The sequence below is a fragment of the Noviherbaspirillum phoenicis genome, assembly GCF_047237965.1.
GTDB lineage: Bacteria > Pseudomonadota > Gammaproteobacteria > Burkholderiales > Burkholderiaceae_D > Noviherbaspirillum_A.
Map to the genome: position 1 here is coordinate 3076533 of NZ_JBDFLX010000001.1, position 24670 is coordinate 3101202.

Below are 24670 nucleotides of genomic sequence, written 5' to 3' on the forward strand. Positions count from 1 at the left end.
CCCCGCCTGCCTTGAACGACCCGTCCACACCGCGCCGCTACACGGTGGCCGTGCGCGCGCTGTGCGAGTTCACCGCCAAGGCGGGCGACCTCGACCTGCGCTTCACGCCCTCGCCCACCGCGCTGGAAGGCATCGCCGGCCATGCGGTGGTGGCGTCGCGCCGGCCGGCGCCCTATGAAGCCGAGGTCAGCCTGTCGGGCCAGTTCGGCCAGCTGCTGGTGCGCGGCCGCGCCGACGGCTACGACCCGGCGGCGAACCGGGTGGACGAGGTCAAGACCTATCGCGGCGAACTGGCGGCGATGCCGGACAACCACCGGCATCTGCACTGGGCGCAGGTGCGCATCTATGGCTGGCTGCTGTGCCAGGAACGCTCACTGGAGAGCATCGAACTGGCGCTGGTGTATTTCGACATCGGCAGCCAGCGCGAGACCGTGCTGACCGAAACCCGCGACGCCGCCTGGCTGCAGGCGCATTTCGAAGACCACTGCCGGCGCTTCGAGGCCTGGGCCGAGCAGGAACTGGCGCACCGCGCCGCCCGCGACGCGGCGCTGTCGACGCTCGCTTTCCCGCATGCCGAATTCCGCCCCGGCCAGCGCCACCTGGCGACCTCGGTCTACCGCACCGCCCGCGACGGCGGCTGCCTGATGGCGCAGGCGCCGACCGGCATCGGCAAGACGGTGGGCACGCTGTTCCCGCTGCTCAAGGCTTGTCCCGGCCAGGCGCTGGACAAGGTGTTCTTCCTGGCCGCCAAGACCTCGGGGCGGGCGCTGGCGCTGGACGCGCTGGAACAGATCGGCGGCGCCGCGCCTGCGGAGCGGCCGCTGCGCACGCTGGAACTGGTGGCGCGCGACAAGGCCTGCGTGCATCCGGACAAGGCCTGCCATGGCGCGTCCTGTCCGCTGGCGCAGGGCTTCTACGACCGCCTGCCGGCGGCCCGCAGCGCCGCGCTCGAGGCCGGCACGCTGGACCAGGAACGCCTGCGCGCCGCGGCGCTGGCGCACCAGGTCTGCCCCTATTACCTCGGCATGGAGCTGGCGCGCTGGGCCGACGTGGTGATCGGCGACTACAACTACTACTTCGACCTGTCGGCGATGCTGCACGGCCTGACGCTGGCCAACCAGTGGCGGGTGGCGGTGCTGGTGGACGAGGCGCACAACATGGTCGAGCGCTCGCGCAAGATGTATAGCGCCGAGCTGGACCAGCATGGCTTCGCCGCCCTGCGCCGCGACGCGCCGGCGCTGTTGAAGAAGCCGCTCGACAAGCTCAACCGCCAGTGGAATGCGTTGTGGCGCGACCAGGAGGACAGCTACGCCGTGCACGAGACGCTGCCGGACGGCTTCGTCAATGCGCTCCAGCAGGCCACCAGCGCCATGACCGACTACCTAGCCGAGCATCCGGCCGAAGTCCACGGCGCGCTGCAGGACTTCTATTTCGACGCGCTGCACTTCGGCCGCATTGCCGAGCTGTTCGGGCCGCACTCGCTGTTCGACGTGACGCTTGATTCTGGCCGCGGACAAAAAACCGGCGCCCGCCTCTGCCTGCGCAACATCGTGCCGGCGCCGTTCGTGCGGCCGCGCCTGAAGCTGGCGCGCGCCACGGTGATGTTTTCCGCCACCCTCAATCCGCGGCCCTTCTATGCGGACATGCTGGGCCTGCCGGAAGAGACTGCCTGGATCGATGTCGAATCGCCGTTCGAGGCCAGCCAGCTGGCGGTGCGGGTGGCGAGCCACATCTCCACCCGCTACCGGCAGCGGGAACAGTCGCTGGCGCCGATCGCCGACCTGATCGCGGCCCAGTATGCGCGCCAGCCGGGCAACTACCTGGCCTTCTTCAGCAGCTTCGATTACCTGCGCCAGGTGGCGGCCCTGATGGCCGAACGGCATCCCGGCATCCCGTTCTGGGAGCAGTCGCGCGGCATGGAGGAAAGCGCGCGCACCGCCTTCCTGGGCCGCTTCACCGCCGACAGCGCGGGCGTCGGTTTCGCGGTGCTGGGCGGCGCCTTCGGCGAAGGCATCGACCTGCCGGGCCGGCGGCTGATCGGCGCCTTCATCGCCACCCTGGGCCTGCCGCAGATCAACCCGGTCAACGAGCAGATGCGCGAGCGCATGCAGCAGACCTTCGGCGCCGGCTACGACTACACCTACCTGTATCCCGGCCTGCAGAAGGTGGTGCAGGCGGCCGGCCGGGTGATACGCACCCGCGCCGATTCCGGCGTGGTGTACCTGATCGACGACCGTTATGCCAGGAACGAGGTGCGGCGCCTGCTGCCCGACTGGTGGGACGTGCGCCGCGCCACGCCGACCCCATAGAAAGACATCATGCAAAACACCTCACTCACCGGCCGCGAGCTGCTGGCCGCCCTGGGCATCGTCATCATCTGGGGCACCAACTTCATCGCGATGAAGGTCGGCCTGCGCAGCTTCACGCCGTTCCAGCTTGGCGCGGCGCGCTACCTGCTGGCGATGCTGCCGCTGATCTTCCTGGTGCCGGCGCCGCGGCTGCACTGGAAATGGCTGCTGCTGTATGGCCTGTGCCAGGGCGTGGGCCAGTTCGGCCTGGTGTTCCTGTCGCTGAAGATCGGCATGACGGCGGCGCTGGCCTCGGTGCTGCTGCAGACCCAGCTGTTCTTCACCGCCCTGCTGAGCTTTTTCGTACTGGCCGAAAAACCCGGCCGGCCGCTGCTGGCTGGCCTGGCGCTGGCGGCGCTCGGCCTGTGCTGCTTCGCGATGAATTACCTGCTGCCGGCAGCCGGCGCGGCGGCGGCCACCACGGCGCTGGGCTTTGCGCTGTGCCTGGGCGGCGCGTCGATGTGGGCCGCCTCCAATATCGTGGTGCGCCTGGCGCAGCAGGCTGCGCCCGGTTTTGCGCCACTGAGTTTCCTGGTCTGGTGCAGCGCGGTGCCGGTGCTGCCCTTCGTCGCGCTGTCACTGCTGTTCGACGCGCCCGGCAGCCGCTGGCAGTGGACGAACGCGCCCTGGCAGGGCTGGGTGGCGGTGGCCTACCTCGGCTGGGTGGCGACGATTTTCGCCTACAGCATGTGGACCGGCCTGATCCAGCGCCACGGCGCCAACCGGATCGCGCCATTCAGCCTGGGCGTGCCGGTGGTGGGCATTGCCAGCGGCATGCTGGTGCTGGGGGAAAGCGTGACGGCCTGGCAGTGGGCCGGGATTGCGCTGATCGTCGCGGCGCTGGCCTGCGTGCTGCTGGGCGGCCGGCCGCGCGCCGTGGCGGTTGCCAGGGCGGATTCGGCCTGACCTGCCTCGCCGATGCCGGGGCGAATCCGCTCTAGGAGCCCGAGGCAATGAAGCGCTGACGCATGAGCTGCACCTGGTTTTCCGAAATCAGGTGGCCGTGGGCGGCTGCCTTGGACAGCCACATCATGCCGAGATTGTCGTCGCGCACCACGCCGTTGCCTTCCAGGTAGCAGCGGGCCAGCCAGTGCATCGCGTCGGCATGGTCCTGCCGCGCCGCCAGTTCCAGCCAGGCGATCGCGCCGCGCGGCTTGCCATTGGCCAGGAAGATCAGGGCCAGGTCGTTCTGGGCGGCGGCATCGCCGCGGTCGGCCAGCCTGAGCAGCGCGAAATCGTCGGCGTCCAGCGGCATGGCGATATACGGCTTGATGGAATCCAGGTGCACCATGGACTTGCCATTGCCGCCCTCCACTTCCTTCTTCACCGAGCCATCGGCAAAGCGCCGCCAGAACGTACGTTCGCTCCATTCGGTCAGGGTGATGGCTGCGGCAAGGCTGATCAGTTCCACGATGCTTCTTTCTCTCTGGCGCCAGGTCCTGGCGGGTACACGCCCGGTGCCAGCAGCAGCTGGCAGGGCTCGCAGCGGTGCCAAACCAGTTGGCACAGCGTTTCTGCCCGCCATTTTTTCATGCGGCGGAGCCAAAAACCAAGATTTTCCTCAGTTTCTGTGCAGAAACGTTGCTGGCACGCATGTTGCTGTACAGAAAGAAGCTTCAACAGATTTCGGTAGTGTGTCGTTTTACTTCTTATTTATTTCTTTTTTCGGGACGGACAACATGAAATTCGCTCAATACAAAAAGCAGGCTCAGCAAGGTTTTACCCTGATCGAACTGATGATCGTGGTTGCGATTATTGGTATTCTGGCGGCTGTGGCTATTCCGGCGTATCAGGATTACACGGTCAAGGCCAAGATCAGTGAAGGTCCCAGCCTGTCCAGCCCGGCCAGAACGGCAATGGGACTTGCATGCAGCGAAGGCACTCTGAATGCGACGAGTGCAGATGCGAATACCGCCCTTGGTTTGGCTGCAAGCACCTCAATCACCGGTAAATATGTTGCTTCCGTTCTGACTGCTATTACCACGGCAGCCGCAAGCGGCACTAACGGTGTCGGCACTGTCACTATTGCATTTAAGGCAGCTACGGACGGCGCTCCGGCTGATGTTGCTGGCATGTCTTATACCTACACGGGCACTTGCAATCCTAACTCTGGCATGTCTTGGACCGTTGCAGCAGTCGGTTCTTTCCCGACGAAATATCTGCCAAAACTGTAATAACCTGATTTGAACAAAAGCTTGTTAGATTTGCCCGTGAAAGCGAACATCGCTTTCACGGGCAAATGCATTTTATTTCGTTGTATTTCCCTATATACAAATTAGAAAAGTTGCCTGTCTCTTTGCGCATTAACCAAGTGTGCTCACTTGCGATCTATAAGCAAATCTCGTGAGTGCAATTCTGCGAAGGTGCTTTGCACCAATCGCCGAGCAACGCAAGACTCGACTCGTGACTGGCTTTCCACCGCCCGCCTTGCAAATGCCCTTCGGGTATTCCATCCTGCCAATGCATGCCGGGCTACACGCTTCCCCAAAGACCAAATAAAAAGCGCCCTCAACCGAGGGCGCTTCGCATGTCCGGCTGGCTGACTAACTACCGCCGACCGATCATCATCCCCAGCAACACGCCAACCCCTGCCGAGATCGCCACTGCGCGCCATGGATTGTCCTTGACGTAGCTGTCGGCGGTGTCGACTACTTCCTTGCTGGTGTCCAGCGCGACCGATTGCAGGTCCTGCGCCTTGACCAGCGCGGTGTCCAGCAGCTCCAGGCCGCGTTCGCGCAGGTCGTCGGCCTTCATGCCGGTGGACGAGGTCGCCTCGCGGAACAGGTCCTGGGCGTCGCGCAGCAGCGAGCGCAGATCTGTCCTGACTGTCTTCAGATTGTTTTCCAACATGGTGGTACCCCCAAGGCTAGGTGAAGTATGCGCAGGCGGCTCTGACGGCGGTTTGACGCGGGCCGGCGGCCGCTGCGTAAGGCGTGCTGCAGGTTACAAAAAAGTGGCAATTTTTGCAAGTCTGCAAGGCCTTGCGGATGCACCGGTGCATGGCGCATCCAGTGCTTCCGGAACCAGAATAAGGCGGCTTGCGGAAAAAAGCGGTGCGCTAACGAACACTATGTCCGAAGCGCAAGCCGGACAAGCACATCAGCGCATCAGCGCATCAGCGCATCAGCGCATCAGCGAACCGGTGCGGCTGACCACGGTCAGGTCCACGAAGCGGGAGCCGACATGGTTGGTCGGCGAGAAGCTGAGCGGATAGCCGCCCAGATTGATCTGTCCCAGGCCTTCCAGCGCCTGCCGGACCGAGGCGCGGGTGGGCGCATTGCCGGCCTTCTTCAGCGCCATCACCAGCACCCGGGCATTCATATAGCCTTCCATCGTCGAATACGAGTACGGCGTGCCCTTGGCATAGGTCTTCATCGCGGCCTGGTAGTCGGCCACCAGGGGCAGCGTGGCGCTGTACGGAAACGGCATCACCTGGGAAATGCCCAGGCCCTGCAGCGCGGTCGGGCTGACCACCTTCGATAGGCCTTCCACGTTCGCCGTGGACAGGCCGAACAGGTAGGCGCGGCCGCCGGCGGCGTGGAACTGCTTGATGAATTCCGCGGCCGGCGGCGTGATCGCCACCAGGATCACGGTGTCGGGCTGGCTTTCCACCACGTCCTTCACCGCGTCGCGCACGTCGGTGGTGTGCTGCTGGTACGTCGCGCGCGCCACCAGCGCCAGGCTGCGTTTCTTGACCGCGTCCTCGGCGGCGCGCAGGCCGGCTTCGCCGAAGGGATTGTCTTCGTACACCACGGCGATGCGCTTGCTGCCGAGTCCGGCGACATGGCGCACGATGGCGTCGACTTCCTCGATATAGCTGGCGCGCAGGTGGAAGATGCTGGGGTTCAGCGGCTCGCGCAGCAGCTTGGCGCCGGTCGACACGCCGACGATGGACAGCGGCGTATTGTCGAACAGGCCCTGCTTGAACAATTCGGTGACATTATCGGTGCCGTAAAAGCCGGTCAGCGCCACCACCTGCGGGTTGGCGATGAATTCCTTGGCGTTGCGCACCGTGCCTTCGATCTGGTAACCGTCGTCCTTCACCACATGCACGATCTTGTGGCCATTGACGCCGCCCTCGGTGGCATTGACATGGTCGAAATAGATCTTGGCGCCCAGCGCCAGACCGCGCCCGGCGCCGCCGGCTTCGCCGGTCAGCGGCGCCGACTGCGCCACCACGACGTCGGCATGCGCCTGTGACGCCAGCGCAAAGGCAAGACCCAGCAACAGGGACGAACAGGCTTTCAATCGCACGGCGGCTCTCCTAGAACGCAACGGTGCGACTATTTAACCAGAGAGATTTATATTTATCCAGAGAAATTGTTTCTTTAGAGAACCACTTACAACGCCGATGGCGACATCGCCTGCGCGCGATAGGCGATCCGGTACCACAAGAGGCCTATCCATTCATGCAGCGCATAGTGGCTGTCCCTCAGCGCGCCGGCATTCGGAATGAAATCGGCCGGATGCAGCGCACCCTGCCCGATGTAATTGGTGGGCGCGGCGGTCACATCCAGCCCCGCCTGTTCGAAGATTTGCCGGGAACGGGGCATATGCAGCGCATCGGTCACCAGCAGCACGCGGGACATTCCTGCCTGATGCAGCAGCGCGGCGGAGAAACGCGCGTTCTGGGCGGTGTTATCCGATTCCTCTTCCATCCACCGCACGCTGGCCTGGAAATCCTCGCGCAGAACCCGCGCCATCAATGCCGCCTCGGACTCCGCCGCGCCTTCCGGCCTGCCGCCGCTGAGCAGCAGCGGCAGGCCGGTCTGGCGCTGCAGGCGGGCCGCATAGCGCAGGCGCACCAGCACATTGGGGCGCGGCACGTCCTGGCCGCCATATTCGGGCGCATTGCGGCGGCGTCCGCCGCCCAGCACGACGATGGCCTGGGCGTCGGCGGCCTGCGCCAGGTCCAGCGCCGGAATGCGGTTTTCCAGCGGCCGCGCCAGCAGGCGCGCGCCTGCATGGGTCGACAGCCCGACCAGCACCGCCAGCGACAGCAGCGCAATGCTCCCTCCCAGCCGCGGCCAGCGCCGGCGCAGCAGCACGCCCACTGCGCACAGCAGCAGCAGGTTCAGGGGCGGCAGCAGCAATGCGCTGACCGCGTTGACCAGCAGCCAGGCGCTGCTCATTCGTTCATCTGGACCAGTGCGATCGAGCGCAACTGGAAGCGGCCATCGTTGTTGAACAGCCAGGACTCGTGCATTTCCACCCGGCCGTTGCGCAGCAGGTGCGGCGCCGGCTTGGGGAATGGCGCACTGTTGCGCAGCGACGCCAGCGCAGTGGCTTCGGTGGCCCGGTCATGGTTGCTGCGGGCGATCTCGCTGCGCACCAGGTTGCCGCCGCCGTCCACCGCATATTTCAGCACCACCACCGAGCGCAGCAGCGCCTGTGGCCGCGTGGTATAGACGCGGGTGGAATTGACCTGATAGATCCGCTGCGCCAGGTCGGCCTTGTAGCTGTCGATGGTGGCGGCAGTGGACATGCCGTCGCGGGTGGTATCCACCGGCTCGATGCCATAGCGCCGCGTGCCGGCGGTTTCCGCGGGCGGACTATGGGCGCAGCCGGCCAGCATGGCGGCGGCCAGCAGGAAGGGAAATCGGATAGCCATGATGAAAGTCTCCACACAGGCCTGTGTTGATGATCGGCCAACGACCATTCTGGCTGAATCGCCTGGGCGATGCAGCAGCAGACTGAGCGATCAGCGATTTTTTTCAAAAATTTTTGCCTGGCACTGGTTTTTCAAAAAGACTTCCTGTAGACTTCGCCCCGCTTCAGACACAAGGCAACACGTCTGAATTCGATGCAGGATGCAAGCACCGGGGTGCTTAGCTCAGTTGGTAGAGCGGCGCCCTTACAAGGCGTAGGTCGGGAGTTCGAGCCTCTCAGCACCCACCAGGTTCAGCAGACGGCATGCGAAGATTTCAGCAGTTTAGGAGTGGTAGTTCAGTTGGTTAGAATACCGGCCTGTCACGCCGGGGGTCGCGGGTTCGAGCCCCGTCCACTCCGCCAGTAGTACCAAACGCCCGCGCAAGCGGGCGTTTGCATTTGTGCCTTTCGGAGTGGAGAAAGCCGCCTGCGCGGCTTTCCGCGGGCGCGAAGGGCTGCGCCTGCAGGCGCAGCAGGACGGACGCCAATGCATGTTTCCCGTGAAACAATTTTGTGGGGGCAACTTTCAGCGGTGTCTGTGCCTGGCCTGGGCATTTCTCACAGCGCAGACCCGGGCGCGCAATCCAGCGCACCAGCAAGCACCTTGTCAGAAGCCGGACATCGACCGTGCGCTGCCGGACGCCCTTCCCTCGCTGCAGTCAACCGCCACTGCCAGCGGCCGCTCCGGAAGCCGGGCGCCGCATCCGGCGACCTGCAATGTCGCCTGCTGCGACAGCAGGCGCATGCTGTCCAGGTTGCTTGCGGCGCCGCTCACCGCAGCAGCAGTGGCAGCGACTTCGGTGCCAGCTGCCTGGTACACCGGTTCCAGCGGAGGCTGTTGTATCGTCAGCTTGCCGTCCACATAGACGATGGCGTAGTTCCGGCTGGCATAGCCACCAGGCGCAATGCGGTAGGTCCCTACATTGACCGCGCCCTGCGCATCCCCGCCATAGCTCGGCTGGCCACTGAGCACCGCCGCATTTTCGCCAGCGACGAAGCCGGCATAGGCGACGCCATTGCCGCCACGGTAGGCTTTGCCGTCGAATGCCTTGCCGTCGGGATTGGCGGTGATGACGAGCGGTGCCTTGCTGATGCTGGCGGTCGTGACGGCGCTGGCGTCGGCCACGTAATTGCCGGCATCGGCGCCGGCAGCCGCGATGCCCGCCACGGTGACGGTCTTGCCGCTGCCGGCGTTGCTGTCGGCGAAGCTGGCCCTGGCATAGCGGAGATCGAGCTTGTCGCCTCCGAGGCGGTTGTCGCCGAGGGTGACGTTGGCATTGGTATTGCCGTCATAGACCTTGTCCACGCCCTGCGCGCGCACCGCGAGGGCGCGCGGGCGGATGGTGGCGGTGGCAGTCTGGGTGCTGTCCAGCACATAGTTGGCGGCGTCGGCGCCGGTGAGGGCCAGGTTGCTGACGGTGACGGTCTTGCCCTGGCCCGCATTCCTGTCAGCGAAAGCGGCTGTAACGCTTGCCGTCGTCGTCTTCACGTCATCATTGGCCACTACCTCCTTGAGCGTGCCGGCATTCGTCAGCGTGGCCACCGTGCTGCCGTCATACACCTTGTCGGCAACCTCCGTTTGAGACAGGGACAGGGCGCGCGCAGCAATGCTGGCCTTGGCCGAAGGATTATCGATACGGTAGTTGCCGGCATCAGCCCCCTGCAAGGCCAGGCCGCTGACCGTCACCGCCTTGTCCTTGCCGACATTCTTGTCGGCGAATGCGGCCGAGGCGCCAGTTGCATCCAGGGTGACGACGTCATTGCCAATGCCTTTTGCCAGCGTGCCGGCGTTCGTCAGCGTGGTCGCGGTCTTGCCATCATAGATTTTGCTGGCAACCGCTGTGCCCGACAGCGCCAGCGTCAGCGGCGTGATGTCGGCAACGGTTGCGGCCGTCGTTCTGTCGAGTAGGTAGTTGCCGGCATCCTTGCCTGCGAGCTTCAGGCCGCTGACCGTCACGGTCTTCCTCTGGGCCACATTCTTGTCATTGAATTCCGCACTGTCCGCGGTCACGCCGACGTCATCCCCCTTTACCGCCTTGTCCAGCGTGCCCGCATTCGAGATACTGGCAACCTTGCCGCCGTCATACACCTTGCTGGCAACCGCCGTGCCCGATAAGGACAGTGTCAGCGGCGTGATGTCGGCAACGGTGGTAGCCGTCTTGCTGTCAAGGAGGTAGTTGCCCGCGTCCTTGCCTGAAAGCGTCAGGCCGCTTACCGTCACGGTCTTTTTCTGGCCCACATTCTTGTCACTGAACTCGGCAGCGCCCACATTCACGATGACGGTATCACCTGCCACCACCTTGTCCAGCGTGCCTTGATTCAGGACGTCAGCAAACTTGTTGCCGTCATACACCTTGCTGGCAGCCGTCGTGCCCGACAGGGACAGCGTCAGCGGCGTGATGTCGGCATTGGCCGTCACCGTCGTGCTGTCAAGGAGGTAGTTGCCGGCATCTGCACCGGCAAGCGTCAGGCCTCTTACCGTCACGACCTTCTTCTGGGCTACGTTCTTGTCACTGAACTCGGCACTGCCCGCACTCACGCTGATGTCATCGCCCTGTATCGCCTTTTCCAGCGTGCCGACTTTTGAGACCTTGGCAGCCGTGCTGCCGTCATACACCTTGTTGTCAATCGCCGTGCCCAACAAGGACAGCGTCAACGGCGTGATTCTCCCGTTGTTAAAACCGATCGTGTCTGGAATCTCATAATTGCCGGCGTTGCCGCCGCCAAGCGCAATGCCGAAGAAGGTAACCGTCTTGTTATCGCCCACATTCTTGTTGTCATATCGCGCTGCCGCATAGGTGACGGTGACGTCGTCGTTGTCTAGGGTGGGCAGGTAGAGTGGCAACTGCTGCGACACATTCGCCGTTCTGTCATATACCTTTTCAGGCGCGTTCGTCGTCGGCGTCAGCAAAAGCGGCGTGATGGTCAGCCTGCCACCCCGGATGTCGTAGCCCTGCTGCAAGTCGTAAGGCGTATAGGTGCCGGCCGTCTTCCCGGAAGCCGCCGAGAAGGTCGGACTGCCTGAGTCGCCGTCGCAGGGCGTGCCGGTGCAGCCGATCTGGAGCTTGTTGTTGTAGGTGACGGACTTGTCCTCGACGTTTTTCGTTACCAGAAAGCTGCGCAGCAGCGGCGCGGTCTGCCTATCGTAGATGCGCCAGATCTTGCCCGTGCCGCCTTCGGCATCGATGCCCCACCCCGCGGCCACGAAGGTGGACAGGTTTCTCATCTCGGCAGTCGTGATCCCCTTCGCGGAGGTACCGCCACGGCTTGCAGCCTGGCCTGTTGTTTCCGTGTTCCAGAAACTGTTTAAAGCCGTGGGAATAGTAGGCCTATCCTTAGTCACAACATTACCAATCAAACCGCCCACGGTACTCTTGTCTGCGTTTTTGGACGTCACGGGACCACTGGCATACGCTCTTTCCACCGATCCACCCAATAAGCCGACCAGGCCTCCGATGGCAGCGCTGCTCGCGGCCGTGCCGGTCACTGGTACCGTAGCGTAGCTTTCCTTGATACCGCCAAGTTCAAGGTATCCGACCAATCCGCCGACATTCTCCTTGCCCTGGACGGATCCTTTGCTTCCATCTGCACTTACGCCAGCGTAGCTGCCAGTCACCGTAGGGTTTTCTATGTCGGTCGCACTTTTCTCCATCAGCCCGACCAAGCCGCCGACAGAGCGATTGCCGATTACGTTAACCATTGCATAGCTGTCAATGATAGTGCCGCCGACCTTTGATGTGCCGCCAGTCTTTGCCTGGCCTACTTGTCTGCCTACGAGTCCACCGGTTGCTTCGGCGTCGTTGCTCCCTTGAAACGTCACCGTCCCTACTGCGGAACTGTTCCTGATTTCGCCGTTATTGATGCCCACCAGCCCGCCAGCATTGTTGTACGTGGTAACCACGTTCGTCGTTGCATGCACGTTGAAAAGGGTTCCATCATTCTTGCCGACCACCGTGCCAACTGCGGTCGTGGGAGACGTCCCTTTATTGCTTACATTTGCACGTTCCAGTGTCAGGTTCTGGATACGTCCGGTTGATGTCAGGTCCCTTATCAAGCCGACCCATAGGCTTTGGGTGCTGTTGATAAACAGGTTGCTGACCGTGTGGCCCAAGCCATCCAGGATGCCTGCAAAACCCCCGATCGGAACGAAACCAGCGCCTTTGTTCCAATCTTTGGTGACCGAGGCATCGATGTCGGCGCCGAGAACGTAGCGGCCAGAGTTGACACCATTGGAAAGGCTTTGCAGAGAGTTTCCTCGAATGTCTTGTGGTACACCCACATCGGTAATGACCGTGTATTTGATTGGATCGGGAAATATTTCGCTAGCGTACAGTGTGAAATTTTCACCAGCGGGCAAAGAGATTGTTACGCCTTTACCCAGGTAATAAGAATTTTTACTATTTATATTTGACTGGTTGTATCTCAGTTCTAATTTACCTTTAGTGGCCTTGATATTGGCATTAAAAAAAATGCTCTGGGATGCTTGCAAAGAAAGACTGTTAGCCGCATCCCATACCACAGGGGCATTCACATAAAAGCTACCTTTGCCATTATTAACGTTAGGAGTAGCAAGGATTTGTGCCTTTTCTCTCAACTTCTCGGAAAGCGTATCTGCGCCGATTGACGACGACGTCTGTAGGCCCTTTCCTTCTGCGATCACGAAGTCACGGGAATTGTTGGTCCAGATACCATCGAGCTTTGTATCGTCGGGCGTTTTACCGTTGATCAAAGCCTTTTCACCGATATTCACCCTCGCCGCGTTGGTTTCTACGAACCCGTCTTGGCCTGCAGACGCGGAAGCATCCAATTTGCCGTTTACCAGCAGGTCAGACTCACCCGTCCCCAGCAGCCGGATCTTGCCAGGCGTACCTTGCAAACTTTTGGCTTCGATGACGCCCGTGTGATTGATGACCGCGCGGCCAATGTCGTTGACTGCGCGGGCATCGAGCGTGACCTCGCCCGCGCTGGCGCTAATGGAGCCGCTGTTCTGCACCAACGCATTCAGGCTGTTGCGGTCGATGGTATAGCTTGCCAGGCTGGCGTTGTTCAGCGTGACGGTAACCTTGTCGCCGGCTGCCATCAGCACCTTGCCCTGCACCGCGCTGATGGCGCCCTCGTTGGTCAAGCGCGGCCCGGCCAGCACGACGTATCCGCCCGGATTGGCCGTCAGCGTGCCCTTGTTGACCACGGCACCGACATCCCCGCCTTCCATCACCTGGCTGCCGTTGAGAAAGCTGTCGCTCTTCATGTCCAGGCTGGAAGCCAGCAGGCCGCCAACATTGACCGATGCCTTCGCCCCGAACAGCACCCCGTTCGGATTGATCACGAATACCTGGCCATTGGCCGTCAGATTGCCCAGCAGTTCACTGGGGATGCGGCTGGTGACGCGGTTGAGCGCGATCGCGGAAGCGTTCGGCTGCACGAACTGGATCTTTTCCCCTTCGGCGGAGGAAAAGCTGGTCCAGTTGATGGCCAGGCGCGGACTGGCCTGGTTGATGACGGTCGTTGTCGGGTTCGGACGCGTGATGCTGTCCCCGGCAATGCCATTGATGATGGCGCCGCCGGTAGGCCCGGCGCTGACGGGAGAAGCCGGAAGGATCGCGGCCGTCAGTGCGGCTGCAATGACCAGGGCGGCGCCCCGGGCTGATTTGCCGCAGCCCTGGGCATGCTCGCCAACGGCGACAAAGCAATGGCTGCGGCGGCTCCAGATCAGGCGGTAGGTATGGTTCATGCGCGTCTTTCCTCGTTCTTCGAGGAAAGACCGCCCCGATGGCGGTCAGAGGTTTCCCCGAACGACTACGCTAAGTGCGCGCTGGGTGAACCTTGTTCCGATCTGTAATGCATTAACTCATTCGAAAACCGCCCAACCATCACAGTCAGGCGGCGCGCGCGCCCAATCAGGCCGCTTTGGCCACCGGCGTCATCAGCTCGGTCATTTCGCCGCCCAGCGCGGCGACCAGGTCGGCGATCATTTTCGCCAGTTCGCCGGTCATCAGCGCCATGTCGGTGTCGAAGCGCTCGTCGTCGTTCTGCGAGCTGCCTTCGTTGTTTTCCTTCAGCACGTCCAGTGGCGCGATGCGCTTGATGGCCAGCGACTCGGTCAGCACGAAGGACACCCGGTCGGCCCAAGTCAGCGCCAGGCGGGTGCACTGCTTGCCCGACTCGATGTGGCGGCGCACGTCGGCCGCTTCCAGCGTGTGGCGCACGTAGCGCACCGTGGCCTTGCCTTCGCCGGTGGCGCGCAGCTCGGTGTCCTGGTCGACCGTGAAGCCGCCCGGCGCTTCGTCGGCCAGCAGCCAGTCGGTCATCGCCGTCACCGGCGACTGCGCCACGCGCAGGGTGTCCATCGGGAACTTGTCGACCGCCTTGAGCAGCAGGCGGATCACGTCTTCGGCCTTGGCGGCGCTGGCGCTGTCGATCACCAGCCAGCCGTTGACCGGGTCGATCCAGACCCAGGTGCTGCTTTGAATGGAAAACGCGCGCGGCAGCAGGTCGTCGGCAACCTGTTCCTTCAGTTCCTTCATCTGCTTGCGGCCGGGCTTGAAGCCCTGCTGCTCTTCCAGCTCGGCAGCCTTGGCCTTGGCGACCTGGTTGATGACCGAGGACGGCAGCAGCTTTTTCTCGGTGGACAGTTGCAGCAGCATCTGGCGATTTACGCTGTGGACCAGGCCGCCATTGGGGCGCGGCGGCAGCCAGCCCTGGGTCTGCAATTCAAGGCTGGTGCAGGGCGTGAACGCCTGCGGCGCCAGCTTGTCTTCCAGTTGTTCGGGAGTCATTGCCCACGGCGCGGGCAGACGGTAGATCTGGAGGTTTTTGAACCACATGGCAATCGTCGCAAAAAGCGGCCATTCTACACGGCGGATCGGGGATTTCCGGCAAGCTTGCCAGCCTTGCAATGCGTCGCGGCGACACAGGGGCCGGGAGTGTTGTGCTATGGTCAATCCGCGCTTTTGAGCCGCAATCCAATCAGAAAATACCAGGAGAACACCATGCGATATCGACGTCTCGGCAACAGCAATCTGCAAGTCTCGGCCCTGTGCCTGGGCACCATGATGTTCGGCGATCAGACCGACGAGGCCGAGGCCGGCCGCATCGTCGCCTCGGCGCGGGAACATGGCGTCAACTTCATCGACACCGCCGACGTCTACACCAGGGGCGCGTCGGAGCTGATGGTGGGGCGGCTGCTGGCCGGCCAGCGCGACGACTGGGTGCTGGCCACCAAGCTGGGCAACACGATGGGCACCCAGCCCAACCAGTCAAACTATTCGCGCAAGTGGATCATGAAGGAGACTGAGAACAGCCTGCGCCGGCTCGGCACCGACTATATCGACATCCTCTACCTGCACCGCGACTTCCACGAGGAAAACCTGGACGAGGCGGTGCGCGCCATGGGCGACCTGATGCGCGAGGGGAAGATCCGCTACTTCGGCCTGTCGAACTTCCGCGGCTGGCGCATCGCCGAGACGGTGCGCGCCTGCGAGCGCGCCAATGTGGCGCCGCCGGCGGTCTGCCAGCCCTACTACAACCTGCTGAACCGGATGCCGGAAGTCGAGATCCTGCCGGCCTGCGGCCATTACGGCCTGGGCGTGGTGCCCTACAGCCCGATCGCGCGCGGCGTACTGAGCGGCAAATACCGGCCGGGCCAGCAGCCGCCAGAAGGCAGCCGGGCCGGCCGCGCCGACAAGCGCATGATGGAAACCGAGTTCCGCGAAGAGTCGCTGGCGATTGCCCAGCATTTGAAGGAGCATTGCGACCGGCGCTGCATTAAGCTCGGGCATTTCGCCACCGCCTGGGTGCTGGCCAACCGCCACATCACGTCCGTGATCGCCGGACCGCGCACCCTAGAGCAGATGGAGGATTACTACGCCGCGCTGGACGTGACGCTGGACGCGGCCGAGGAAGCGATGGTCGACACCCTGGTGCGGCCGGGCCATGCGTCCACGCCCGGCTACAACGATCCGAGCTATCCCTTCTTCGGGCGGCTGACGGCGGGCTGATTATCCACAGCGCGCGGAAAAACGCGCCGGCTCAGGCCAGCAGCAGTTCGCCCTGGCTCGGTCCGGCGTCGCCGCCCGCCTGGCCGCGCGGCGACAGCGTGCCGACCCGCACGCCCAGGAGCCGCAGCCGCTTTTCCAGCGGCACCCGGCGCAGGCATTCGCCGGCGGCGCGCCGTATCACGGCGGGGTCGTCGGTCGGCGCCGGCAGGGTCACGTCGCGCGTCACGGTCTGGAAGTCGTCGTAGCGCAGCTTCAGGCCGATGGTGCGCCCGAGGTAGCCCTTGCGCCGCAGGTCCTCGGACACCCGCACGCACAGGCCGGTGAAGATCGCCGACAGCGTCTCGCGGTCATGCCGCGCATGCAGGTCGCGCTCGAAGGTGGTTTCGCGGCTCAGCGACTTGGGCTCGGAACGGGTCACCACCGGACGGTCGTCCTCGCCCCGCGCCACGCTGCGCAGCCAGGCCGCGGTGCTGCGGCCGAAATGGGTCTGCAGCAGGCCGGCGTCGGCCTGCGCCAGTTCGGCAATGGTGTGGATATGCAGCCCGGCCAGCTTTTCCACCGCCCTCGGGCCGATGCCGTTGACCTTCTTCACATGCAGCGGCCAGATCCGGGTTTCGATGTCGGCCGGCGTCAGGATGGTGATGCCGTCGGGCTTGTCGAGGTCGGAACAGATCTTGGCCAGCAGCTTGTTGGGCGCCACGCCGATCGAGCAGGATAGCCCGGTGGCGTCGCGCACCGCCTGCTTCAGGCGTTTGGCCAGCGTGTCGGTCGGCTCGTCGTGGCCGCTCAGGTCAAGGTAGATTTCATCGATGCCGCGGTCTTCCATCTCGGGCGCGATCTCCAGCACCGCCGCCTTGAACAGCTGCGAATAATGGCGATAGGCCTTGAAGTCGGTCGGCAGCAGCACCGCGTCCGGCGCCAGCCTGGCCGCCTTCATCATGCCCATCGCGGAAAATACGCCCAGCGCGCGGGCCTCGTAGGTGGAGGTAGTGACCACGCCGCGGCCGACATAGTTGCGCAGCGTGGTGAAGCGCCGGCTGCCGTCCGGCAGGGTCTGCGGCTGGTGGTCGGAACCGCCGCCTATCACCACAGCCTGGCCGCGCAGTTCTGGATAGCGCAGCAGCTCCACCGATGCATAGAAGGCATCCATGTCGAGGTGGGCGATGCGGCGGGATGAGGCGGACATGCTTGGCTGTCAGATGGCGTCCCAGGGATTGATCAGCGCCAGCCCGATGCCGCTGAAATCCTTGACATTTCTGGTGGCGAGGCTGGCGCCGTCCACGCTGCGGCAGATTGCCGCAATCTGTGCGTCAGCCATGCCGATAGGACGACCCTGTTGCTGGCGCTGGCAGACCAGGTCGGCGTAATGCATTGCAACAGCCGCATCGAAAGGCAGTATGCGTTGTGCAAATTCTTCTTCGAACAAGGCGTTGGCAAGCTTTAGCAGCGTGGTCTGACGGCTGCCGTCCGGGAGACGGCGGATGCCATACAGGATCTCGGCAACCGTGACGGCGGTAAGCAGCAAGTCCCCGGGATCCTGCCTGTTCATCCATGCGATCACATTGGCATTTGGAACCGGACGCATTACTTCGGAAAGGACGTTCGTATCCAGAAAAATCATGTCAGATATCCGCCGGACGGGCCGCTTCCTGACGTTCCGGCAGTTCCAGTTCCACACCGCCCACGCTGGCAAATCGCTGTGCGATGCGGCTTCCCAATCCTTTTTCCGGCTGCCGGATCAAGGCCCGGCGTAGAATGGAGCGCACTTCTTCTTCCATGGAATGGCCATGTTGCGCGGCTTCAATACGCAGCCGGGCCTTAAGATCCTCATCCAGATTCCTGATTGTCAGACTCGCCATGCTGCCTCCCTTGCCATCAATGCATGCAATGATGGCGATGATAGCATCTTGCGGTGTTAATGCAGTCCGCTGACCTGCTCCACCCGCTGCACCAGCACCCAGGGCTTGACCACCACCGCCCACAGTTCCACATCGGCTTGTAGCCATGCCGCGGCCTGTATTTCGCCCAGCTTGGCCAGGCGGCCGTCGGCCATCCACTTCTTCACCGATTCGGTGTCGTCCTGCGCGATGCCGACCGCGACTTCGATCAGGTCCAGGCTGTTGTCCACCGCGATGACGTTGCCGCCGGCGTAGTGGCGCTGCAGCTCAGTCCAGCGCAGCTTCGAGGTTTCGCTATTGAGCCGGCGGCGCAGCTCGTCGTCCTTTTCATGGTTCATTGCGTCTCCCGGATCGTTCAGTAATGGGGCGGAATCTCATGCGCGGCCTGCTGGCCGCCGTTGTCCGCCCGCTGCGCCTCGGCCACGCGCTTGGCCAGCGCGGCGCACAGCGCTTCCAGTTCGTCGATGCGGCGCTGCTGCCGGTAGACCGTGCTGTTGAGCACGTCCAGCAAGTCTTCCTGCCGCGCCAGTTTGATCTCGATATCGACCAGGCGTTCTTCATCCATCATGTTGTCCTTTCGGTTTCTTCGGCGCGGCGCGGCAGGCGTCGGAACAGTAGCGCACCTCGTCCCAGTTCAGTGCCCATTTGCGGCGCCAGGTATAGGGCCGGCCGCAGGCCTCGCAGGTTTTCACCGGCAAATTATGCGGATTACGCAGCGGGTTCTTCTGCGGCTTCACGTCGGTCTCGGCTTTTGCAGCAGGGCCTTCAGGTTGGCCAGCCGGTTCTGCGGCGTGATCACTTCCTCTTCCTTCGGCACCGCGTCGCCTTCGTCGAGCTTCATTTCCTTGATGAAGCGCGACATGTCGCAATTGATGCTTTCACGCGCCCGCTTGCGCTTCTTGCACCAGGTGATGTGCAGCGTGCGCTGGGCGCGGGTGATGCCGACATACATCAGCCGCCGCTCTTCCTCGATGCGCGCGCCCAGCGTGTCCATCGGCGCGTCCGGATCGCCCTTGTGCGGCAGGATGCCCTCCTCCACGCCGACCAGGAACACGTGCGGAAATTCCAACCCCTTGGAGGCATGCAGCGTGGACAGGCGCACCGCGTCCGGCTCCTCGTCCTTGCCTTCCAGCATGGTCATCAGCGCCACCATCTGGGTCAGGTCGAGCAGGCTCTTTTCCTCACCGGCGCCGTCACGTCCGCCGCTGCCCTTTTCCTTCAACCAGCTGGTGAAGTCGATCACGTTCTGCCACTTGCCCTGGGCCCCGCGATCATCAAACGCGTCGTACAGATAGGCTTCGTAATTGATGGCCTTCATCATGTCGTCCAGCACTTCGCCGGCGGTCTCTCCAGGCCGGTGGGCGCGGGCTTCCAGCTGGTTGATGAAGGTGCAGAACTCGCGCAGCGGGCTTAGCTGCCGCTCGGTCAGCTTGGCCTCGATGCCGCCCTTGAACACCGCCTCGAACAGCGAGCACTGCCACTGGCCGGCGAAGCTGCCCAGCACTTCCAGCGTGGCCTTGCCGACGCCGCGCTTGGGCGTGGTGACGGCGCGGATGAAGGCCGGATCATCGTCGGCATTGGCCACCAGCCGCAGGTAGCTCATGATGTCCTTGATCTCGGCGCGGTCGAAGAAGCTCTGGCCGCCCGACATCACATAGGGAATGCGCTCGCGCCGCAGCGCCTGTTCAAAGATGCGGGCCTGGTGGTTGCCGCGGTACAGGATGGCGTAATCGGAGAACTTGCCGCGCCGCTCGAAGCGGTGGGCCGACAGCATGATAGCGACCTGGTCGGCCTCGTGCTCGTCGTCCTGCATGGCCAGCACCTTGACCGGATCGCCCAGGCCATGCTCGGACCAGAGCGCCTTCTCGAACAGCTTGGGATTGTTGGCAATGACCGAGTTGGCCGCCTGCAGGATGCGGGTGCTGGAGCGGTAGTTCTGTTCCAGCTTGATCACCTTCAGATCAGGGAAATCGACCTGCAGCGTGCGCAGGTTTTCGATGGTGGCGCCGCGCCAGGCATAGATCGCCTGGTCGTCGTCGCCCACCGCGGTAAACATCGGCTTCTTGCCCACGCCGGTGACTAGCAGCTTGACCAGTTCGTACTGGCAGGTGTTGGTGTCCTGGTATTCATCCACCAGCAGGTAGCGCAGCTTGCGCTGCCACTTGTCGCGCACGGTCTCGTTGGACTGGAACAGCTGCACCGGCAGGCGGATCAGGTCGTCGAAGTCCACCGCCTGGTAGGAAGCGAGCGTGGCCACATAGTCGCGGTAGATGCGCGCGGCCTGGGCCTCGTCTTCCGTCACGGCCTGCTTGATGGCGTTCTCCGGATCGACCAGGCCGTTCTTCCACAGCGAGATGGTGTTCTGGATGCGCCGTATCACCTGCTTGTCGGTGGTCATGGCCATGTCCTGCACCAGCGAGAAGCAGTCATCGCTGTCCATGATGGAAAAGCGGTCCTTCAGCCCCAGCTCGCGCGCCTCGCGGCGCAGGATCTGCACGCCCAGCGAGTGGAAGGTCGACACGGTCAGCTGCTTGGCGCCGCGCGGGTCCTTGAGCAGCTTGGCGATGCGCTCCTGCATCTCCAGCGCGGCCTTGTTGGTGAAGGTCAGCGCGGCGATGTGGCGCGGATCGTAGCCGCACTCCTCGATCAGGTGCGCGATCTTCTGGGTAATGACCCGGGTCTTGCCCGAGCCGGCGCCGGCCAGCACCAGGCAGGGGCCATCCATGTACTTCACGGCCTCGCGCTGCGGGGCATTCAGGCCGAACTGGGGGGTGGTGGTCATGCGGGGAATGGTTATGCGAAGGAAGCGGGGTATTGTAGCGGAGCGGGGGGATGGGTGTTGGGTGGCGTGGCTGCGGGGGCAGGCCGGCATTGTACACACATGTATTTACATCGTGCGCGTTCATGCTTATATTGCATCCACGTACTTACACGGGGGAGTGACATGATGCAAACGACAAAGGCATTTCGGAATGGCAATTCCCAAGCGGTGCGCATCCCTGCCGAACTTGCGTACGATCGCACGGATATTGAGTTGGAAATTGAACGTGTCGGCGATGAGCTTCGCATTCGCCCCGCACGCCGCCCTCTCGGCGGCGTGCTGAAAAAATTCGCCAGGTTTGCCCCCGACTTCATGGCGGAGGGCCGGAGTGAGCAGGAGCAGGCAGAACGCGAGGCATTGTAATGGCGTTGTTCATGCTTGACACCAACATGTGCATCTACCTGATGAAAAATCAGCCTGAGTCGGTGGCTAAACGATTTGCCGAATGCTATGTCGGCGACGTGGTCATGTCGGCCATTACCTATGCGGAGCTCGAATACGGCGTTAGTGTCTCTGTCAACAGCGCGCGGGAGAGGCGCAACCTGGCAGGACTGATCGAAGATATTCCGGTCGCTCCGTTTGGTGTCGACGCAGCGAAAGCGTATGGCCCTATCAGGGAAGCCACGCGGGAGCGCAAGAGGGACCAGCTTGACAAGCTGATTGCCGCGCATGCGGTGTCCCTGAAGGTAACGCTGGTTACGAATAACGAGCGTGACTTTGAAATCTACCCCGGGTTGAAGATCGAAAACTGGCTGAATGGGTAGCATGCCCTTGGTGCAGGATGTGGAGGCTTGCCAGGCGCTGCTGTCGCGCAAGAGCGGGTCTTCAAGGTGTGCATAGACCAGGGATAGGGTGGAAAAATTACCCGGCCGCGAGGACGGCGTTCCAGCTTGTCTCCACGGCGGTGTTCGCCCCGGCAGGCGATCTCCTTTTTGCTTCGCCAAAAAATAAGGCAAAAACGACCGAGACGATCACGCCACGCTGCGCAAGATTGCCGTGCCGTCGACGGGGAATTGAAATGCAACGGCAACTGCTACCGCCCTGCCCCTCCACAGCCTCTACCTCACTCATGATAAAGTCGCCCCTTCCCCATTTTTCCCTTGCGCCGCCACCCCACGCGGCGTATCCGCCATGAAATTTTCCCATCTCGTCGAAATCAACGATCCGCTCAATCCGCTGATTGAACCGCTGTCGCGGGCGCAACTCTGGCGTGGGCTGGTGTTGCGGGCCGAGCAGCCGAAAATGTTCGTGCCGCATCTCGATGCCTGCGACATCCTGGAAAAATCCGCCGCGCAGGTGGAGCGCGAACTGCGCTACGGCGACACCGTGATCCGCGACCGCGTCAGCTACCTGCCGCAGATGCAGGTGCATTACCACGTGCCGCAACAGAAGGACATCCCGATGTCGGACCTGACGATGACCATCGAGGAGCCGCAGCCGGGCGCGCTCTACGTGCGCTTCATCTATGACGACCATCAGGGCGAGGAAAACCAGGCGGAGGCGTTCTACAACGAATTCCGCCGCTCGGCCTATGAAGAGGCCGACATCGATACCATCCGCATGGTCAGGGAACTGGCCGAGAACGGCGCGCTGGGGTAAGACGAATTCCCGGATCCATCATGTGGACCGGGATGGGCATGAGGCAGGTTGCCCGGCGCGGACGCGCCGGGCGGTAAGAATTACTTCGGCTTGCCGCCCTTGCGGTGGGTCTTCTTCTCGTCCACGCGGCGTTCCGCGCCGCGCTTGGGCACGGTCAGCGGCGGACGCTTGCCGGGCGCCTTGGGCGCTGCCGGCGGACCGTCGGCATGGGAGATGCGCAGCTGCTGGCCAGCCACCCAGACGGTCTTGAGATGATGCAGCAGTTCCTTGGGCATGCCTTCGGGCAGGTCCACCACGCTGTGGTCGTCGAAGATGTCGATGTGGCCGATGTACTTCGCCTCCAGCCCGGCTTCATTGGCGATGGCGCCGACGATGTTGGCGGGCTTGACGCCATGGCTGCTGCCGACTTCGATGCGGTAGCGCTCCATGCCGATGTCGCCCTTGCGTTCCTTTTTCGGCGCGCGCTCGGTCATCCGCTCGGCGCCTGCATCGCGCGCTGGCCGCTCGCGCGGTGCGCGTTCTTCCGCCGGTTCACGCGGGGCACGCTCGGCTGGGACACGATCAACCGGTGCACGCTCGGCGCGCGGCGCCGGCGCAGCCTCGCGGCCGGCCGGGCGCGGCGCGGGCGCCGGGGCGAAGGTCTTTTCCACCTGCTCGCCGACGCGGCTGATGTGCAACTGGCGGCCGGAAATGCGCACGCCCTTCAGCTTGTTGATCACGTCGTCCGGCAGGGCGTCGGGCAGGTCGAGCAGGCTGTGGTCATCCTCGATATCGATGCGGCCGATGTTCTTCGCATCCATGCCGGCCTCGTTGGCGATCGCGCCGACGATGTTGCCGGGCTTGACGCCGTGCATATGCCCGACCTCGATCCGGAAACGCGCCATGCCGGCCTCGGCCGGCCGCTCGCCGCGTTCGCTGCGCTCCCTGCGCGGCGGCGCCTCGCGCTCGTCACGGCCAAACCGCTCGGGACGTTCGGCGCGTTCGAAACGCTCGGCGCGCTCGGGCCGCTCCGCCGCCGGCTCGCGCCGCGGCTTTTCCAGCAGCAGCGGCACATCGCCGCGCGCCATCTTGGCCAGTGCGGCCGCGATCTCGATCGCCGGCACATTCTTCTCGCTCTCGTACTGCTCGATCAGGTCGCGGTAGATGTCAAGGCCGTCGCTGGCCAGCGCCTCGGCGATCTGGTCCTTGAAGCGGGCGATGCGCACATCGTTGACCGCTTCCACCGTCGGCAGCGTCAGCGGCGACACCGGCTGGCGCGTGGCGCGCTCGATCACCCGCAGCAGGCCCTTCTCGCGCGGCGTGATGAACAGGATCGCTTCACCGCTGCGCCCGGCGCGGCCGGTGCGGCCGATGCGGTGGGTATAGCTTTCCGGGTCGTGCGGCACGTCATAGTTGACCACATGGCTGATGCGCTCCACGTCCAGGCCGCGGGCGGCAACGTCGGTGGCGACCAGGATGTCGATCTTGCCGTCTTTCAGCATCTGGATGGTGCGCTCGCGCTGCTGCTGGTTGATGTCGCCGTTGATGGCGGCGGCCGAGAAGCCGCGGGCGGACAGCTTGCCGGCCAGTTCCTCGGTGCCCAGCTTGGTGCGGGCGAAGATGATCATGCCGTCGAAGGTCTCGGCTTCCAGGATGCGGGTCAGCGCGTCGAGCTTCTGCATGCCGCTGACCAGCCAGTAGCGCTGGCGGATGTTTTCCGCGGTGCCGGTCTTGGCGGCGATGGTGACTTCGGCCGGCTCGCGCAGATAGGTCTGGGCGATGCGCCGGATGGCCGACGGCATGGTGGCCGAGAACAGCGCGGTCTGGCGCGCCTGCGGCGTTTTCTGCAGGATGGTCTCGACATCGTCGATGAAGCCCATGCGCAGCATTTCGTCGGCCTCGTCCAGCACCAGGGTCTTCAGCTGCGACAGGTCCAGCGAACCCTTTTCCAGGTGATCGATGACCCGGCCCGGCGTTCCCACCACCACATGCACGCCGCGGCGCAGCGCCGACAGCTGCGGGCCGTAGGCCTGGCCGCCGTAGATCGGCATCACATGAAAACCCGGAATATGGGTCGCATAGCGCTGGAAGGCCTCGGCGACCTGGATCGCCAGTTCCCGCGTCGGCGCCAGCACCAGCGCCTGCGGCGCGCTCTGGCGCACGTCGAGGCGGCCGAGGATGGGCAGGGCGAAGGCGGCGGTCTTGCCGGTGCCGGTCTGGGCCTGGCCCAGCACGTCGCGGTTGGACATCAAGAGCGGAATGGTGGCGGCCTGGATCGGCGACGGCGATTCATAGCCGAGTTCGTTGAGTACGCGCAGCAGGGGTTCGCCCAGGTTCAGATCGGCAAACAGCGGGAAGGAGGTGTCGGACATGGCGGAA

At 63.6% G+C, this 24670-nt stretch carries 22 protein-coding genes and 2 tRNA genes; 9 read left to right on the plus strand and 15 right to left on the minus strand.

Features of this window, described 5'->3' with window-relative positions; translation table 11 throughout:
* Positions 1–11 precede the first annotated feature (11 nt).
* Both ABC383_RS13825 and ABC383_RS13830 read left to right on the plus strand, forming a co-directional pair.
* The gene (locus ABC383_RS13825; protein ID WP_413014741.1) at positions 12–2309 is read left to right on the plus strand and encodes an ATP-dependent DNA helicase; all 2298 of its coding nucleotides are present in this window, start codon (positions 12–14) and stop codon (positions 2307–2309) included.
* Positions 2310–2318: 9 nt separating this feature from the next.
* Complete coding sequence (locus ABC383_RS13830) at positions 2319–3254, plus strand: EamA family transporter (RefSeq protein WP_413014742.1); 936 nt, start codon at positions 2319–2321, stop codon at positions 3252–3254.
* Positions 3255–3285: 31 nt separating this feature from the next.
* Here the strand turns inward: ABC383_RS13830 and ABC383_RS13835 are convergent, their stop codons facing one another.
* Complete coding sequence (locus ABC383_RS13835; RefSeq protein WP_413014743.1) at positions 3286–3759, minus strand: tetratricopeptide repeat protein; 474 nt, start codon at positions 3757–3759, stop codon at positions 3286–3288.
* Position 3760: 1 nt separating this feature from the next.
* Between ABC383_RS13835 and ABC383_RS13840 the strand changes: the two genes are divergently transcribed.
* Positions 3761–4522 carry a pilin gene (locus ABC383_RS13840; protein ID WP_413014744.1) on the plus strand — a complete coding sequence of 254 codons (762 nt, stop codon included), beginning with the start codon at positions 3761–3763 and terminating at the stop codon, positions 4520–4522.
* Between the two features lie 373 nt (positions 4523–4895).
* On the opposite strand, the gene ABC383_RS13845 is transcribed toward ABC383_RS13840, so the two are convergent.
* The 4 genes from ABC383_RS13845 to ABC383_RS13860 all read right to left on the minus strand — a co-directional run bounded on the left by ABC383_RS13845 (position 4896) and on the right by ABC383_RS13860 (position 7959).
* Positions 4896–5198, minus strand: coding sequence for an ElaB/YgaM/YqjD family protein (locus ABC383_RS13845; protein WP_217346280.1), 303 nt, complete (start codon positions 5196–5198; stop codon positions 4896–4898).
* A gap of 273 nt (positions 5199–5471) precedes the next feature.
* Positions 5472–6602: an ABC transporter substrate-binding protein gene (locus tag ABC383_RS13850; protein WP_413014745.1), complete on the minus strand. Its 1131-nt coding sequence runs from the start codon at positions 6600–6602 to the stop codon at positions 5472–5474.
* 86 nt (positions 6603–6688) lie between these two features.
* Positions 6689–7480, minus strand: coding sequence for a YdcF family protein (locus tag ABC383_RS13855; RefSeq protein WP_413014746.1), 792 nt, complete (start codon positions 7478–7480; stop codon positions 6689–6691).
* Entirely contained in the window at positions 7477–7959 is a 483-nt protein-coding gene (locus tag ABC383_RS13860; protein WP_413014747.1) for an energy transducer TonB, read from the minus strand. Before ABC383_RS13860 ends, ABC383_RS13855 begins: the two co-directional genes overlap by 4 nt.
* Before the next feature lie 211 nt (positions 7960–8170).
* Between ABC383_RS13860 and ABC383_RS13865 the strand changes: the two genes are divergently transcribed.
* Together ABC383_RS13865 and ABC383_RS13870 are read left to right on the plus strand one after the other, a co-directional pair.
* Positions 8171–8246 (plus strand) — tRNA-Val (locus ABC383_RS13865).
* Positions 8247–8283: 37 nt separating this feature from the next.
* Positions 8284–8360 (plus strand) — tRNA-Asp (locus tag ABC383_RS13870).
* A gap of 244 nt (positions 8361–8604) precedes the next feature.
* Here the strand turns inward: ABC383_RS13870 and ABC383_RS13875 are convergent.
* Positions 8605–13728: a YDG domain-containing protein gene (locus ABC383_RS13875; protein WP_413014748.1), complete on the minus strand. Its 5124-nt coding sequence runs from the start codon at positions 13726–13728 to the stop codon at positions 8605–8607.
* Between the two features lie 166 nt (positions 13729–13894).
* A complete protein-coding gene (locus ABC383_RS13880; RefSeq protein ID WP_413014749.1) occupies positions 13895–14821 on the minus strand; it encodes a recombination-associated protein RdgC in 927 nt (308 codons plus the stop codon).
* Between the two features lie 165 nt (positions 14822–14986).
* Between ABC383_RS13880 and ABC383_RS13885 the strand changes: the two genes are divergently transcribed.
* The gene (locus ABC383_RS13885) at positions 14987–15994 is read left to right on the plus strand and encodes an aldo/keto reductase (RefSeq protein WP_413014750.1); all 1008 of its coding nucleotides are present in this window, start codon (positions 14987–14989) and stop codon (positions 15992–15994) included.
* Between the two features lie 31 nt (positions 15995–16025).
* Here ABC383_RS13885 and dinB read toward each other — a convergent pair whose 3' ends face one another.
* Genes dinB through ABC383_RS13920 form a run of 7 tightly spaced genes read right to left on the minus strand, consistent with a single transcriptional unit; the run spans position 16026 to position 20674 of the window.
* A complete protein-coding gene (gene dinB / locus ABC383_RS13890) occupies positions 16026–17180 on the minus strand; it encodes a DNA polymerase IV (RefSeq protein ID WP_413014751.1) in 1155 nt (384 codons plus the stop codon).
* 9 nt (positions 17181–17189) lie between these two features.
* Positions 17190–17672 (minus strand): type II toxin-antitoxin system VapC family toxin, encoded by a 483-nt coding sequence (locus ABC383_RS13895; RefSeq protein ID WP_413014752.1) that lies wholly within the window; start codon positions 17670–17672, stop codon positions 17190–17192.
* Entirely contained in the window at positions 17617–17853 is a 237-nt protein-coding gene (locus tag ABC383_RS13900; protein WP_413014753.1) for a FitA-like ribbon-helix-helix domain-containing protein, read from the minus strand. The genes ABC383_RS13895 and ABC383_RS13900 overlap by 56 nt, the downstream gene beginning before the upstream one ends.
* Positions 17854–17909: 56 nt before the next feature.
* Entirely contained in the window at positions 17910–18230 is a 321-nt protein-coding gene (locus ABC383_RS13905; RefSeq protein WP_413014754.1) for a DUF2288 domain-containing protein, read from the minus strand.
* A gap of 17 nt (positions 18231–18247) precedes the next feature.
* Entirely contained in the window at positions 18248–18460 is a 213-nt protein-coding gene (locus ABC383_RS13910; RefSeq protein WP_413014755.1) for a SlyX family protein, read from the minus strand.
* On the minus strand, positions 18450–18629 hold the full coding sequence (locus ABC383_RS13915; protein ID WP_413014756.1) for a DUF2256 domain-containing protein: 180 nt from the start codon (positions 18627–18629) through the stop codon (positions 18450–18452). Before ABC383_RS13915 ends, ABC383_RS13910 begins: the two co-directional genes overlap by 11 nt.
* Entirely contained in the window at positions 18626–20674 is a 2049-nt protein-coding gene (locus ABC383_RS13920) for a UvrD-helicase domain-containing protein (protein WP_413014757.1), read from the minus strand. The genes ABC383_RS13915 and ABC383_RS13920 overlap by 4 nt, the downstream gene beginning before the upstream one ends.
* Positions 20675–20839: 165 nt before the next feature.
* Between ABC383_RS13920 and vapB the strand changes: the two genes are divergently transcribed.
* From vapB to ABC383_RS13935, 3 genes are all read left to right on the plus strand, one after another.
* A complete protein-coding gene (vapB, locus tag ABC383_RS13925; RefSeq protein ID WP_413016360.1) occupies positions 20840–21076 on the plus strand; it encodes a type II toxin-antitoxin system VapB family antitoxin in 237 nt (78 codons plus the stop codon).
* Positions 21076–21477 (plus strand): type II toxin-antitoxin system VapC family toxin, encoded by a 402-nt coding sequence (locus ABC383_RS13930; RefSeq protein ID WP_413014758.1) that lies wholly within the window; start codon positions 21076–21078, stop codon positions 21475–21477. Before vapB ends, ABC383_RS13930 begins: the two co-directional genes overlap by 1 nt.
* A 367-nt stretch (positions 21478–21844) precedes the next feature.
* A complete protein-coding gene (locus ABC383_RS13935) occupies positions 21845–22312 on the plus strand; it encodes an SRPBCC family protein (protein ID WP_413014759.1) in 468 nt (155 codons plus the stop codon).
* A gap of 80 nt (positions 22313–22392) precedes the next feature.
* Here ABC383_RS13935 and ABC383_RS13940 read toward each other — a convergent pair whose 3' ends face one another.
* A complete protein-coding gene (locus tag ABC383_RS13940) occupies positions 22393–24663 on the minus strand; it encodes a DbpA RNA binding domain-containing protein (RefSeq protein WP_413014760.1) in 2271 nt (756 codons plus the stop codon).
* Positions 24664–24670: the final 7 nt, after the last annotated feature.

Excerpts from the sequence above, each read along its gene's own strand:
- ABC383_RS13830 (WP_413014742.1), top strand. The coding sequence starts at position 2,319 with ATGCAAAACACCTCACTCACCGGCCGCGAGCTGCTGGCCGCCCTGGGC.
- ABC383_RS13840 (WP_413014744.1), top strand. The coding sequence starts at position 3,761 with ATGCTTCTTTCTCTCTGGCGCCAGGTCCTGGCGGGTACACGCCCGGTG.
- ABC383_RS13845 (WP_217346280.1), bottom strand. The coding sequence starts at position 5,198 with ATGTTGGAAAACAATCTGAAGACAGTCAGGACAGATCTGCGCTCGCTG.
- ABC383_RS13855 (WP_413014746.1), bottom strand. The coding sequence starts at position 7,480 with ATGAGCAGCGCCTGGCTGCTGGTCAACGCGGTCAGCGCATTGCTGCTG.
- ABC383_RS13860 (WP_413014747.1), bottom strand. The coding sequence starts at position 7,959 with ATGGCTATCCGATTTCCCTTCCTGCTGGCCGCCGCCATGCTGGCCGGC.
- ABC383_RS13875 (WP_413014748.1), bottom strand. The coding sequence starts at position 13,728 with ATGAACCATACCTACCGCCTGATCTGGAGCCGCCGCAGCCATTGCTTT.
- ABC383_RS13880 (WP_413014749.1), bottom strand. The coding sequence starts at position 14,821 with ATGTGGTTCAAAAACCTCCAGATCTACCGTCTGCCCGCGCCGTGGGCA.
- ABC383_RS13885 (WP_413014750.1), top strand. The coding sequence starts at position 14,987 with ATGCGATATCGACGTCTCGGCAACAGCAATCTGCAAGTCTCGGCCCTG.
- dinB (WP_413014751.1), bottom strand. The coding sequence starts at position 17,180 with ATGTCCGCCTCATCCCGCCGCATCGCCCACCTCGACATGGATGCCTTC.
- ABC383_RS13900 (WP_413014753.1), bottom strand. The coding sequence starts at position 17,853 with ATGGCGAGTCTGACAATCAGGAATCTGGATGAGGATCTTAAGGCCCGG.
- ABC383_RS13905 (WP_413014754.1), bottom strand. The coding sequence starts at position 18,230 with ATGAACCATGAAAAGGACGACGAGCTGCGCCGCCGGCTCAATAGCGAA.
- ABC383_RS13910 (WP_413014755.1), bottom strand. The coding sequence starts at position 18,460 with ATGATGGATGAAGAACGCCTGGTCGATATCGAGATCAAACTGGCGCGG.
- ABC383_RS13920 (WP_413014757.1), bottom strand. The coding sequence starts at position 20,674 with ATGACCACCACCCCCCAGTTCGGCCTGAATGCCCCGCAGCGCGAGGCC.
- vapB (WP_413016360.1), top strand. The coding sequence starts at position 20,840 with ATGCAAACGACAAAGGCATTTCGGAATGGCAATTCCCAAGCGGTGCGC.
- ABC383_RS13930 (WP_413014758.1), top strand. The coding sequence starts at position 21,076 with ATGGCGTTGTTCATGCTTGACACCAACATGTGCATCTACCTGATGAAA.
- ABC383_RS13935 (WP_413014759.1), top strand. The coding sequence starts at position 21,845 with ATGAAATTTTCCCATCTCGTCGAAATCAACGATCCGCTCAATCCGCTG.
- ABC383_RS13940 (WP_413014760.1), bottom strand. The coding sequence starts at position 24,663 with ATGTCCGACACCTCCTTCCCGCTGTTTGCCGATCTGAACCTGGGCGAA.